We start from the raw sequence: 12,934 nt of genomic DNA, 5'->3' as shown, positions 1-12,934 counted from the left end.
CAGGGTCGTATACGGCCAGCAGCAACTGACCGTATTACCGTTCATCCATAAAACAAAAATTCAGACTTGAAGTCCCAACGCCTCCTGCGCAGCGCGCAGGGTCGGGCGCGCCAGCGCCTCGGCCTTCGCCGCGCCCTTGGCCAGGGTCGCGCCGACCGCCGCCCGGTCATCCAGCAGCGCCACCAGCCGGTCGCGGATCGGCCCGAGCTTCGCCACCGCCAGATCGGCCAGCGCCGGCTTGAATGCGCCGAACCCCTGTCCGCCGAACTGCGCCAGCACGTCCTGCGACGTTCCGCCCGACAGCGCGGCATAGATGGTGACGAGGTTACGCGCCTCGGGCCGTTCGGCGAGGCCAGCTACCTCGGAGGGGAGGGGTTCGGGGTCGGTCTTCGCCTTGCGGAACTTGGTCGCGATCAGCTCGTCGGAATCGATCAGGTTGATGCGGCTCATGTCCGACGGATCGGATTTGGACATTTTCGCGGTGCCGTCGCGCAAGCTCATGATGCGCGGCGTATCCTCGGGGATCATCGGTTCGGGCAGCGGGAACAGCTCGACCCCGAAATCGAGGTTGAACTTGGTGGCGATATCGCGCGCCAGCTCCAGATGCTGCTTCTGATCCTCGCCGACCGGCACATGCGTCGCCTGGTACGCCAGGATGTCGGCAGCCTGCAGCACTGGATAGGTGAACAGCCCGACGCTGGCCCCTTCACGGTTCTTGCCGGCCTTGTCCTTCCACTGGGTCATGCGGTTCAGCCAGCCGACCCGCGCCGTGCCGCCCAATATCCACGCCAGCTCGCTATGCGCGGGCACCCGCGCCTGGTTGAACAGGATCGAGCGATCGGGATCGATGCCGGCGGCCAGCAGGGTCGCCGCCATCTCGATCGTGTTCGACGCCAGTTCCTTCGGGTCCTGCGTCACGGTCAGCGCGTGGAGGTCGGCGAGGAAGAACAGGCACACATCGTCCGCGCCCATCCGGTCCTGCAACCGCACCCAGTTGCGGATCGCGCCCAGATAATTGCCGAGGTGGAGATTGCCGGTGGTCTGGATGCCGGAGACGACACGCATGGGAGTTTCCTACAGGTTACGCGGCACGCCGCCGGAGCAGCGCGCGAAGATCGGCCAGCCGGAATGCTCCGGTGGCAAGGCAGGCGAGGCCATAGACGATGGCGCCCGCGCCGACGAGGGCGACCATGCCGAGGATGCGGGTCACGACCGCCCCCGTCGTCCATGGCGCGACCAGACCATCGGCAAAGAATAGCGCGGCGCCCATCAGCAGCGCGGCAATGGCGAAGCGCGGCAGGCGGTGGGTCAGCTGCCGGTCGAGTGCGAAATGCCCGCGCCGCTTGAGCGTGACATACAGCATCGCGACATTGACCCATGCCGCGACGGCGGTCGCCAGCGGCGGGCCGATATGCGCAACGGTCGGGATCAGCGCGAGGTTGAGGACGATGTTGACCCCGATCGACCACAGCGCGAACCGCACCGGTGTCCGCGTGTCCTGTCGTGCATAGAAGCCCGGCGTTAGCACCTTGATGAGGACATAGGCCGGCAGCCCGAGCGAGAAGGCGGCGAGCGACTGGGCACAGCGGATCGTGTCCTCCGCGCCGAACGCGCCATGCTGGAACAGCGCGCGGATGATCGGTTCGGCGACAGTCAGGAACGCGATGGTCGCCGGCAGCGTCAGCAGCAGCGCCAGTTCGATACCCCGATTTTGCGTATCCATGGCGCCGGCATCGTCCTTGCGGCTGAGCTGGCGCGAGATGGTGGGGAGCAGGATGGTGCCCAGCCCGATGCCGATCAGTCCCAGCGGCAGCTGGTTCAGGCGGTCGGCATAATAGATGTACGAGATCGATCCGGCATCGAGCAGCTTGCCCGACAGCGCGGTCGAGATGACCAGATTGAACTGCATCGCCCCCGCACCCGCGGCGGCGGGCACGATCAGCTTCAGCATCGCGCGGACATCATCGGTCATGCGCGGGCGGCGGGGTTTCAGCGAGACGCCGGCGCGGCGGCAGGCCAGCATCAGCCAGCCAAGCTGGAGCGCGCCGCCCACCGTCACCGCCCATGCCTGCACACGGGCGGTCGCATACGGGTCCGGCCCGTGGAAAAACAGGAGGCCGGCAACCATCGCGATGTTCAGCAGGATCGGCGCGGCGGCATTTACCCAGAACTTGTCGAGCGAATTGAGGATCGCGCCGAGGAGCGAAACGATCGAGATCAGCAGCAGATAGGGGATGGTGATCCGCGACAGCATGACCGCGAACGCGAACTGGTCGGGCGTCGGATCGTTGAACCCGCCCGACAAAGCCCAAGTCAGCGGCCACGCCGCGATCAGCATCACGACGGTCGCTGCGATCAGCACCGGCAGCAGCACCGACAGAACGTCGCGGGCAAAGGCGATGGCGACGCCAAGCCCCTCGCCCTCGGCGGCCGCATCGCCCTCCGCCACCTTCTTGTTGAACAGCGGCACGAAAGCGGCGTTGAACGCCCCTTCGGCGAACAGCGCGCGGAACATGTTGGGCAGGCGGAACGCGACGAGGAACGCGTCGGACGCAAAGCCTGCGCCGACGAACGTCGCCTGCAGCGAATCGCGTCCCAGCGCCAGCACCCGGCTGGCGAGCGTCAGCCCGCCAACCGATCCCAGCGATTTCGCCAGCTTCATGGGATTAGCCCGCGCCTGCCCGGTCTGGTTCAGGCGTGGCCGGCGACTTCGCCGATCCCGGCCTGCTGTTCGGCCTGGGTGATGTAGAGCTGCGCGAAGTCGATCGGCTCCAGCATCAGCGGCGGGAAGCCGCCATCGCGCACCGCATCGGCCAGCACCCGGCGGGCGAACGGGAACAGGATGCGCGGCGCTTCGCCCAGCAGGAACGGCTGGAGATGCTCGGCCGGAATGTTGCGGAGGCCAAACAGCCCGGCGAACGACAGGTCGACCAGGTACATCACCTGGTCCTCGATCTCGGCGCGCGCCTCGATCTTCAGCACGACTTCGTGCACATCGTCGCCGACCTGGTTGGCGCCGATGTTGAACTGCACGTCCAGCTTCGGGCTGCCTGGCACCTGGTACACGCCCGGCGCGTTCGGATTCTCGAACGACAGGTCCTTCACGTACTGGGTGATGACGTTGACCGACGGCTGGCTGTCGTCCCCATTGGCAAAGGCGTCGATGCCGGTGGCGTCGTTCTGATCTTCCATGGTAGTTCCTGTCCGCTACGGCGGAAAGCTTTGGCGCTTGCCGCGTTAAGATGGCGCGGACTAGCAGCGGCAGGACCGCGATTCAACGGGTCGACCCACCCGGTGAAACAGATGGCCGCCGCAGCGTTTGTATCCGCGCCCGATCGGTCCTATGTCCGGTCGACGGAAGGAAGTGAAGGCATGGTGGTTTTTGTCGTCCTGCTCGCGATGATCGCGGCGTTTCTGGCCATGCGGCTCTATGCCGTACTGGGCAAGCGTACCGGTCATGAACCCCTGCCGCGCGCGGCCGAGGAACGCATCGGCACGCAGCCCGTCGCCCGCCCGATCGAGGTGACGTCCGAAGCGCGCGTGCTGGGCCCCCGCCATGTCGAAAGCGGTGCCGAAGCCGGCCTGCGCGCGCTGATTGCCGCCGACCCGACGTTCGACGTGGCGCAATTCGTCGAAGGAGCGAAGTCGGCCTATCGCATGATCCTCGAAGCCTTTTGGAAGGGCGATGAGGCGACGTTGGAATGGCTGACCGAGCGCGATGTGCGCGAAGCCTTTGCGCAAGCGATTGCCGATCGCAACGCGGCGGGCCAGACGCTGGAAAACCGGCTGGTGTCGATCGAGCGCGCGGTCGTGACCGAAGCGTCGGTCGAAGGTGGCGTGGCGCGCGTTGCGGTGCGCTTCGATGCCGATATCGCCGCGATCACCCGCGACGCCGATGGCAACATGATTGCCGGGTCGCTGTCGGATGCGGTCGAGACGCATGACGTGTGGACGTTCCTGCGGGTGCTCAAGAGCAGCGATCCGAACTGGAAGCTTGCCGACACCGACGAAGCCTGACGGCGATGCATAAGGGGGGGATGGCGGCACTCGCCGCGCTGCTGCTGGCCGGCTGTTCGAATGCGATCGTGCCGGGCGGTGCGGAAAGCGCGGCATCGCGACCGGCGCCCGAGCGGGATGCGGATGAGCGTCCAACCGCGACACCGGGTACCCCGACCCGGCCCCTGCCGGTGCGACAGCCGACCGCTGCGGTGCCGTTGCCGCCGATTACCGGTACGGAAGCTGTCGACGGCGCGACCACCGCGCTTGCCGCCGGGATCGTCGCCGGGCCGCCGGTCGCCAGCCTGCCGATCCCCGAGGACGTTGCCGCCCGCGCGCTGGCGGCATTCCGCATCAGTTGCCCCTCGGTCACGCGCAAGGCTGACCCGACCGGGCTGACGCGGCCGGCCGACTGGCAGGCCGCATGCGACGCCGCGCGCGGCGTCTCCAACGGCGGCGCACGCGCGTTCTTTGCGCAATGGTTCGAAACCGCGCAGGTCGGTGACGGCAAGGCGTTCGCCACCGGCTATTACGAACCCGAAATCCACGGCTCGCGCACCCGTCGCAGCGGCTATGAAACGCCGATCTATGGGGTGCCTGGCGATCTGGTCGAGGCGGATCTTGGCCTGTTCTCGCCCGACCTGAAGGGCAAGAAGATTCGCGGGCGGGTCGATGGCAAGGCCTTCGTACCCTATTTCGACCGTACCGCGATCGAGGATGGCGCGCTGGCCGGGCGGGGTCTCGAAATCGCGTGGGCGGCCGATCCGGTCGAGATGTTCTTCCTGCAGGTGCAGGGGTCGGGCCGGTTGCGCCTGCCCGATGACGGCGTGATGCGCATCGGCTATGCCGGGCAGAATGGCCGTGACTATACCGGCATCGGCAAGCTGATGCGCGATCGCGGGCTGGTGCAGCCCGGACAGGCGTCGATGCAAGGGCTGATGGCGTGGCTGCGCGCGAACCCCGAACAGGGCCGCGCGATCATGCGCGAGAACAAGAGCTTCGTGTTCTTCCGCGAACTGACCGGTGCGGGGCCGTTGGGCGCGCTGGGCGTGCCGGTCACGGGACAGGCGAGTGTCGCGGCGGATACCCGGTTCGTGCCGCTGGGCGCGCCGGTGTTCCTGTCGATGGACCGCACCGATGCCAGCGGACTGTGGGTCGCGCAGGATACCGGTGGCGCGATCAAGGGCACCAATCGCTTCGACACCTTTTGGGGCGCGGGCGACGAGGCGCGGGCGATCGCCGGCGGCATGAGCGCGCGCGGCACCGCGTTCCTGCTATTGCCGGTCGGCACCGTCCAACGGATTGCGGGTGGCCGGGCGACGCCTTGATCCGGGCGAGGCGGCGCTGTGGGCGCGGGTGGTCGCGGCGGTAAAGCCGCTGCACGCCGCGCGCCCGGTCGCCGTTGCGCCGACGCCGATGGAAAAGCACGGTGCGCCGGCGCCCAAGCCGGTGCGGGCGCGTCCGGCCGCCGTGCTGCCCGCGCCGGCCAAGGCGCGCACGCCGGGGCCGACGCTTGATGCCAGTTGGGACCGGCGGCTGTCGCGCGGGCTGGTCAGCCCGGAATCGACGATCGACCTGCACGGCCACACGCTGCAATCGGCGCATCTGCTGCTCGATCAGGGGCTGGCCCGCGCGATCCAGCGCGGTGACCGGGTGCTGCTGCTGGTGACGGGCAAGCCGCCGCGTCCCGAGTCGGAACGGCCGCACGCGCGCGGTGCGATCCGCGCGGCGGTGGGCGACTGGATTTTGGCGGGGCGGCATGCCGACCGCGTAGCCTCGATCCGCCCGGCGCATCCGCGCCATGGCGGGCAGGGGGCGCTGTACCTGATCCTGCGGCGGCCAGTGGCGCGCTAAACGCGAAAGGGAGGCTCCGGCATGTGCCGGAGCCTCCCCTCGTTGCCGCCCGTGCCGACCGGGGCTGGGGATCAGCTGTGGGTGATCATGCCCCACGACTTGACCGACAGCTGGTTGGCCATGACGCCCAGCAGTTCGATCGATCCATGGCCCTCCATCGACACGATCGCGCCATGGTCGCCGTTCACGATCGACAGCTTCTTCATGTCGACCGCGCCGTCGGCGAACCAGCCGCGCAGGTCGATGCGGTCGTCGCCGTCGAAGTCGGTGATCACGTCGTTGCCCGACACGCCGCTGAACAGGAACGTATCGGCCCCGCCGCCGCCGGTCAGCCGGTCATTGCCCGCGCCGCCGTCGATGCCGTTGTTCCATTTGTTGCCGACGATGAAGTTGTCGAGCGCGTTGCCGGTGGCGCGGACGGCGTTGCCGATCAGCGTCAGGTCCTCGACCTGTTCGCCCAGCACATAGTCGATCGAGGCGAACACCTTGTCCCGTCCGCCCAGGCCGGCGTGGAAATATTCGGTGACGGTATCGCGTGCATTATCGACATAATAGATGTCGTCGCCGTCGCCGCCTTCCATCCGGTCGGCACCGACGCCGCCGTTCAGCACGTCGTTGCCGTCGCCGCCGATCAACCGGTCGTCGCCGCCGCTGCCGACCAGCTGATCGTCGCCGTCGTCGCCGATCAGCGTGTCGTTGCCGCTGCCGCCGTACAAGGTGTCGTTGCCGCTGCCGCCGTACAACGTGTTCCAGCCATTGCCGCCGTACAGCGTGTCGTTGCCGGCCCCGCCATACAGCGTGTCGTTGCCGTCGCCGCCGTTCAGGATATTGTCCTGATCGTTGCCGGTGATGACGTTGTTGTCGGCATTGCCGTTGCCCCGGATGGCGGTACCGGTCAGGACCAGATCCTCGACATTGGCGCTCAGCGTATAGTCGACCGAGGCGAACACCTTGTCATAGCCGCCGGCACCGCCGTTGTAGAATTCGATCACGGTGTCGCGGACATTGTCGACATAATAGGTGTCGTCGCCATCGCCGCCGGTCATCCGGTCGGCGCCGGTCCCGCCGTCGAGCAGGTCGTTGCCGAGGCCCGCATTCATCACGTCGTCACCGCCGCCGCCATAGAGGCGGTTGTTGTTTTCGTTGCCGTACAGCGTGTTGTTCTGGGCATTGCCGATGCCGGTGATCGCCGGGCCGACCAGCTGCAATTCCTCGACATTGTCGGACAGGGTGTAGTCGACCGACGAGCGGACCCGGTCATAGCCTTCTCCGAACAGTTCCTCGATCACGTCGCCGACATGGTCGACATAATAGAAATCGTCGCCCTGGCCGCCGGCCATGAAGTCGGCGTCATATCCGCCCGAAAGCGTATCGTTGCCGGGCCCGCCATACAGCTTGTCGTTGCCGGCATCGCCGTAGAGCATGTCGTTGTGCGCGCCGCCGTCGATGATGTCGTTGCCGTCGCCGCCGTACAGCGTGTCATAACCATCGCCGCCGATCATCGTGTCGTTGCCGGCACCGCCGTAGAGCTTGTCGTTGCCCGCGCCACCGTCGAGCAGGTCGTCGCCGCGCCCGCCATAGAGCGTGTCATGCCCGCCCAGGCCCCGCAGCGTGTTGCCCAGGTCGTTGGCGGTCAGGATATTGTCCTGCTCCGTCCCGGTGCCGCTGCGGGCATTGCCGATGAGGGTCAGGTCCTCGACATTGGCGGTCAGCGTATAGTCGACCGAGGCGAAGACCTTGTCATAGCCGCCCTTGCCGTTGTTATAATATTCGCTGACCCGGTCGCCGGCATTGTCGACATAATAGGTATCGTCGCCGTCGCCGCCGGCCATGTCGTCGGCCCCGGTCCCGCCGTCGAGCAGGTCGTTGCCCGCGCCACCGGCCATGGTGTCGTTGCCCGCGCCGCCGAACATCTTGTCATGGCCGGCGCGGCCATCCATCACGTCCGCACCCGCGCCGCCGGTCAGCAGGTCGTCGCCGAACGTGCCCTGCGTGTGTGGCACGCTGTCGTCCAGGTAGAAGGTCTCGCCCTTGCTGGTGTAGCTTTCGGTGTCGCTGTTCGCATAGACGCGGACATAGTCGACCTTGAACTGCCCCGTGCCCGTCGTGGCATCGGGCGCACCCGGCCAGCTGCCGCCGACCGCCAGGTTGATCATCATGTAGAATTCGGCCGTCGCATCGCTCGGCGACTTGTAGCGCGCGACCTCGACGCCATCGATGTACCAGACCAGCGAGTCCTTGGTCCAGTTCATGCCGTAGGTGTGCGGCTCGCTCGAATCGACATGCGTCGTCTGGCTCTGCATCGTATGCGTGCCGGTCGCCGCCGTGTGGCTGCTCATGTAGATCGTGTCCGACCGGTCGCCGACGGCTTCCACGACGTCCAGCTCGGGCGGCCAGCGGCCATCCGCCGACTTCAGCCAGAAAGCGGGCAGGAAGCCCTTCCCTTCGGGCAGGGTCGCGCGAATTTCGAAATAGCCGAATTTCTGCGAGAAGGCGTCCTTCGTCGAGAGGACCCCGGTGGTATAGCTGCTGCCGTTCAGCAGCGAGGACAGGTCGCCCGCCGGCTTCGCCGTGATCGCCAGCACACCGTTGTCGATCGAGAAGGGATTGACGCCCAGGAGCTTGGACGCGCTGCTGAAGGTGTCGTTGACATAGGCGCCGACTTCGCCGGGGCGGTAATTGTCGTTGGTCCCGCCGTTACCCCAGTCGGTGCGCCAGAACCCGCCCTGCGACTGGGTGACCAGCTTGTCGAAATTCTCCTCGAACGTCAGCTTCAGCTTGCTGCGGTCGAGCTCGAGTTCGAAATTCTTGGCCGACAGCGCTTCGACCTGGGTATCACGCAGCACGACCCGCTGGTCGTCCGACAGGGCGATCGTCACGTCCGCGCCGGTCTGCGTCATGCGCGCCTTGAGCTCGGCAAAGTCGTGATAGCCAAAGCCGCTGAGGCGAACATTGTCCTGCGCGACGTTGAAATTGTAAACCGCGTCCGACCCTTCGCCCTTGCGCAGCACGATCGTGTCGATGCCCTTGCCCGCGACCAGAACGTCGTCGCCCAGGCCCCCGTCCAGTTCGCTGCCGACGTCGTTCGCGGTCAGGATGTTGTCGAGCGCATTGCCAAAGCCGAACCGCGTATCGACGCCCTGCAGCGTCAGGTTCTCGACATGATCCGGGAGCTTGCTCGTCTCGACATGGCTTATCAGCGTATCGATCCCGCCGCCGGCCTTCTCGACGACGTTCGCCTTCGACCAGAGGTGATAGGTATCGTCCCCGCCACCACCGATCAGCGTGCTGACCGCCTTGCCATATCCCAGACTATGCAGGCTGTTATTGTCGGCATTGCCGGTGCTGACGCTGCCGTCGGCGTTCTTTGTCGCGCCGCTCTTAACAGCCCCCGAAACCGAAAGCTTCTTTCCTGCGCCGTTGACGTAATCCATGTGGACGAATCCCTCTGACCAATCGGTCATCGGATCGCCGATTTGCTGTAAAGTTTCGGCTTGCGCATGAAGTTAAATCATTGTTCATCTTAATTTGCCTAGCCAGTGTGTCGTTCGCTGGGGCTGACGATCCGGTACGGTGCGGACTGAACACGGATGCGGCGTGTCGATTGGGGCGTTTTGCCCTCAGGCGCACCGGAATGCTGGTTTTTTTTGCAATGCAGCATTGTTTTGACGTCGCCATCATCCTGGGTTAGGCGGACCCATGACTGAAACCGGCGCAGCTTGGAGATGCAAGGTGCCAATCCGTAAGCGAATCGGCGCGCGCCAACGGTGCAGTGTGGGTATGGTGCTGACATCGGCGATGCTGGTGGGCGCCGTGCCTGCCGTGGCGCAGCCGCGCGATGTCGCCGGGCGATCGCGCGATGTGCAGCAGCCCTTGTCACTATACCTGCCGTCGGCGGTCGCGTCGGCACCGGTGTCGCTGCGCGAAAACGATATCCGGATCACGCCGGCATTGTCGGTCGCCTATGACGACAACATCTTTCGTACCATCAAGGGGGCGTCGGGCCGGGAAGACGAGCTGATCGTCGCGCCGTCGGTAACGGCGCAGGTCGACCGGGTTCTCGCCGGTGCGCAAGTGACGGCAAGTGCGCTGTATGGCTACGAAGTCTTTACCTTCCATCCGGATCGCAGCCGTCCGCGTATCGCGCTGAACGCACGCGGCACGGCGGGGATCGCGGGTACGTGCAGCGTCACGCCCTACGGCGAATATCGCCGCGAACGCACCGATTTCGGCGATCTGAACGCTCCGCTCGACAACACCATCCGCACGTCGCGCTTCGGCGCGACCGCGACGTGTCAGCGGCCGGCGGGTCTCTATCCGCTGCTGTCGGCCGAGCGGTATCAGTCGAGCAACGACGGTGAATTCGAATATGCCGATCAGCGCACGACCTCCGGGGTCGTCGGCATCGGGTATCGCCGGCCGAGCCTGGGGCAGGCGCTCGCCTATTATCGCCGCGACGATATCGTGCGTCCGAACCAGGTGCGGGGCGACAGTTCGGTCGACCGCGCCGGGGTGGCGATCGACCGTGCAGTGTCGCCGCTGCTGACCGCCAGCGTCGACCTCCACTGGCTGTCGGTGCGCAGCCAGGACCCGCTGATCGAGGATTATGGCGGCCTTGGCTGGCGTGCGCAGGTCGTCAGCCGCGCGCTGGCCCCGCTGAAGATCGAGGCGACGGCCGCGCGGTCGGTCGTGTTCGATACGCTGCTGACCACCGCCTATGCCGTGCAGTCGAGCTACAGCCTGGTCGGGCAGATGCAGGTCAACGAACTGACGTCCGCCACGCTCGGTTTCGATTACCGGACACGCGATTTCCGCGCGCCCCCGAACGGTGTGCGCGGCGGGTTGGAAAAGGATCAGTCGCCGATCTTCCGTGCCGGTTTGGCACGGCAGATGACCGGGCGCCTGTTTCTGCGACTCGACGCGACCCATTCGCGGCGCAAGACGGAGCCATCGATCGGCGATTTCGATGCGACGCGCGTCACCGCGTCTGCTGAAATGCGATTCTGAGGAAAAGGCTGAGCCAAGATGAACAGCAACAAGATGCGCCTGGTCGGCGGGGCGGTGTTTGCCGCAATGACCTTCACGTCGGTCCTCCCGGCGCAGACCCCGGCGACCGCGCCGGCGGCCACGCTGCCGCAGGCGGGCTATATCCTGGGTCCCGACGATGAAGTCGCGATCAGCGTCTATGGCCGCACCGACATGGCGGTAAAGACGCGTATCGCCGCCGACGGCACGGTCAACATGCCGCTGCTGGGCCCGGTGCGGGCCGCCGGCATGACCGCCGCCGACCTGTCGCGCAGCCTGGCCGCCGAATATTCGCGTCGCGGATACCTGACCAAGCCGTCGATCAGCGTCGAGGTTTCGAACTATGTCAGCCGGTCGGCGACGGTGCTGGGCAATGTGCCCAATGCCGGCAACTATCCGCTCGACCGCCCCTACACCATCGCGATGCTGGTCGCGCGGGCGGGCGGCGTGCGGGCCGATGGTGCCAATGTCGTCGTGCTGACCCCGATGAACGGCACGCCCGAGCGGCTGTCGCTGGCCGATCTGACGGCGGGCGGCGCGCGGCTGGTGCGGCCGGGCGATACGCTGTTCGTACCGCCGGCCGAAATGGTCTATGTCTATGGCCAGGTGAACGAACCGGGCGCCTTCGCGGTGCAGCCGGGCATGACCTATCGCCAGGCGCTGGCGCGGGCCGGCGGCCCGACGCTGGCGGGATCGACGCGGCGGATCGAGGTGCGTCGCAGCGGCAAGAAGGTGGAGGGGCTGGGCCTCGACGATGTCGTGCAGCCCGAGGACGTGCTGATCATCAAGGAAAAGCTGTTTTGATCGCGACCGGTCTCTAAAGGGAATTTCGCATGGGCGTGTTCGCCAGTTTGAAGGCCATGTTCGCGCGGCTGATCGATCCGCCCGGCAGCGGCACGTTGCGGATCGAACGCGTCGTGCCGTATCCGCCGGCGGCGGTGCCTGCCGCGCCGGTCGAACAGCCCGATCGTCGGCTGCGCATCCATCGCGGCTTCGCAGCGGCGTTGCCGGTCGAGGACCGCTTCGGCCTGTCGGGCCGGACGGAAGAAGTCGACCGGATGGTGCGCGGCGTGGTGTGGGAACGCAAGCACGTCGTCGTGTTCGGCGCGCGCGGGTCGGGCAAGACGTCGCTGGTCCGCGTGTTCGGCGACTTCGCCGACGAAGTGGGCCAGGTCGTCCTGTACGAATCCACCAGCGGCAATATCGGCTTCACCGATCTGTTCCGCCCGTTCCTCGAATCGTTGCCCGGCACCGGCCGCGATACCGCGCTGATGCAGCGGCTGGCCGCGCTGGAGACGACGCCGTTCGGCCCGCGCGAGCTGGCAACGGCCCTGGGAGAGGTGCGGCAGTCGACCGTCCTCGTCCTCGACGAATTCGACCGGATCGACGATCCGGCGGTCCAGTCCGAAGTCGCCGCGCTGATGAAGCTGCTGAGCGACATGCATGCGCGCGTGCAGGTCGTGATCGTCGGCATCGCGGCGAATGTCGACGACCTGATCAGCGGTCATCCGTCGCTGCGGCGGCATATGCTGGTCGTGCCGGTCGGGCCGATCGCGGCCGACGACCTGCGCAGCCTGCTGGAGACCTGTGCGGGCAAGAGCGGCATGACCTTTGCGCCCGACGCGGCGGCGGCGATCGTGCATTCGGCCTATGGCTCGCCCTATCATGCCCGCCTGTTCGGGGTGGAATCGGCGCTGGTCGCCAACGCGCGGGGCAGCGACCGGATCGAGATGGCCGATGTGATGCGCGGGTTCCAGTCCGCATTCGGGGCCTGGGCCGACATCAGCGGCAACGACCATCGCATTTTCGCGCGGGCCGTCGGTGAGCCGGGGGTCAACGACGATCTGCTGCGGCTGGTCGAACATGCGACGCTGGGCGCGGGTGAGTCAGCGGATGCTTCGCTTGGCCGCGCGATGGTGCAGGTGGACCCGGCGCTGGTGACGATGGCGCATGGCGCGGTGATGTTCCGCGACAGCCTGGCGCCGCAGTTCCTGGGATTGATGATCGAACATGGGGTCGGGGCGCGCCGGTTCGGCGGGCAGTGATCGGGGACGGGGCC

The 12,934-nt window shown here is 66.7% G+C and carries 10 protein-coding genes; 6 read left to right on the top strand and 4 right to left on the bottom strand.

What is annotated here, in order from left to right:
- Nucleotides 1-60: 60 nt before the first annotated feature.
- The 3 genes from trpS to secB are packed head-to-tail and all read right to left on the bottom strand — an operon-like array spanning nucleotide 61 to nucleotide 3,192.
- Nucleotides 61-1,065: a tryptophan--tRNA ligase gene (trpS, locus tag ASE58_RS14460; RefSeq protein ID WP_055822804.1), complete on the bottom strand. Its 1,005-nt coding sequence runs from the start codon at nucleotides 1,063-1,065 to the stop codon at nucleotides 61-63.
- Between the two features lie 16 nt (nucleotides 1,066-1,081).
- Nucleotides 1,082-2,662 carry a murein biosynthesis integral membrane protein MurJ gene (gene murJ / locus ASE58_RS14455; protein ID WP_055822801.1) on the bottom strand — a complete coding sequence of 527 codons (1,581 nt, stop codon included), beginning with the start codon at nucleotides 2,660-2,662 and terminating at the stop codon, nucleotides 1,082-1,084.
- Between the two features lie 29 nt (nucleotides 2,663-2,691).
- The gene (gene secB / locus ASE58_RS14450; RefSeq protein WP_055762125.1) at nucleotides 2,692-3,192 is read right to left on the bottom strand and encodes a protein-export chaperone SecB; all 501 of its coding nucleotides are present in this window, start codon (nucleotides 3,190-3,192) and stop codon (nucleotides 2,692-2,694) included.
- Between the two features lie 180 nt (nucleotides 3,193-3,372).
- On the opposite strand from secB, the gene ASE58_RS14445 reads away from it, so the two are divergent.
- The 3 genes from ASE58_RS14445 to ASE58_RS14435 are packed head-to-tail and all read left to right on the top strand — an operon-like array spanning nucleotide 3,373 to nucleotide 5,850.
- Complete coding sequence (locus ASE58_RS14445) at nucleotides 3,373-4,017, top strand: Tim44/TimA family putative adaptor protein (protein ID WP_443024669.1); 645 nt, start codon at nucleotides 3,373-3,375, stop codon at nucleotides 4,015-4,017.
- A gap of 20 nt (nucleotides 4,018-4,037) precedes the next feature.
- Nucleotides 4,038-5,324 (top strand): murein transglycosylase A, encoded by a 1,287-nt coding sequence (gene mltA, locus ASE58_RS14440; protein ID WP_235513632.1) that lies wholly within the window; start codon nucleotides 4,038-4,040, stop codon nucleotides 5,322-5,324.
- Nucleotides 5,305-5,850, top strand: a complete 546-nt coding sequence (locus ASE58_RS14435; RefSeq protein ID WP_055822795.1) for a Smr/MutS family protein — start codon at nucleotides 5,305-5,307, stop codon at nucleotides 5,848-5,850. The genes mltA and ASE58_RS14435 overlap by 20 nt, the downstream gene beginning before the upstream one ends.
- Nucleotides 5,851-5,921: 71 nt before the next feature.
- Here the strand turns inward: ASE58_RS14435 and ASE58_RS14430 are convergent, their stop codons facing one another.
- A complete protein-coding gene (locus tag ASE58_RS14430) occupies nucleotides 5,922-9,284 on the bottom strand; it encodes a family 16 glycosylhydrolase (RefSeq protein WP_055822790.1) in 3,363 nt (1,120 codons plus the stop codon).
- 346 nt (nucleotides 9,285-9,630) lie between these two features.
- Here ASE58_RS14430 and ASE58_RS14425 point away from each other — a divergent pair, with 346 nt between their 5' ends.
- From ASE58_RS14425 to ASE58_RS14415, 3 genes are read left to right on the top strand one after another with little or no spacing between them, the layout of a single operon-like run.
- Nucleotides 9,631-10,857: an outer membrane beta-barrel protein gene (locus ASE58_RS14425; RefSeq protein ID WP_055822788.1), complete on the top strand. Its 1,227-nt coding sequence runs from the start codon at nucleotides 9,631-9,633 to the stop codon at nucleotides 10,855-10,857.
- An 18-nt stretch (nucleotides 10,858-10,875) separates the two neighbouring features.
- On the top strand, nucleotides 10,876-11,679 hold the full coding sequence (locus ASE58_RS14420) for a polysaccharide biosynthesis/export family protein (RefSeq protein WP_055822786.1): 804 nt from the start codon (nucleotides 10,876-10,878) through the stop codon (nucleotides 11,677-11,679).
- Nucleotides 11,680-11,708: 29 nt separating this feature from the next.
- Nucleotides 11,709-12,920, top strand: coding sequence for an ATP-binding protein (locus ASE58_RS14415; protein WP_055822781.1), 1,212 nt, complete (start codon nucleotides 11,709-11,711; stop codon nucleotides 12,918-12,920).
- The last annotated feature ends 14 nt before the right edge of the window (nucleotides 12,921-12,934 follow it).

The organism is Sphingomonas sp. Leaf9, assembly GCF_001421355.1.
Lineage (GTDB): Bacteria > Pseudomonadota > Alphaproteobacteria > Sphingomonadales > Sphingomonadaceae > Sphingomonas.
This window is presented reverse-complemented; position numbering and strand designations above follow the sequence as displayed.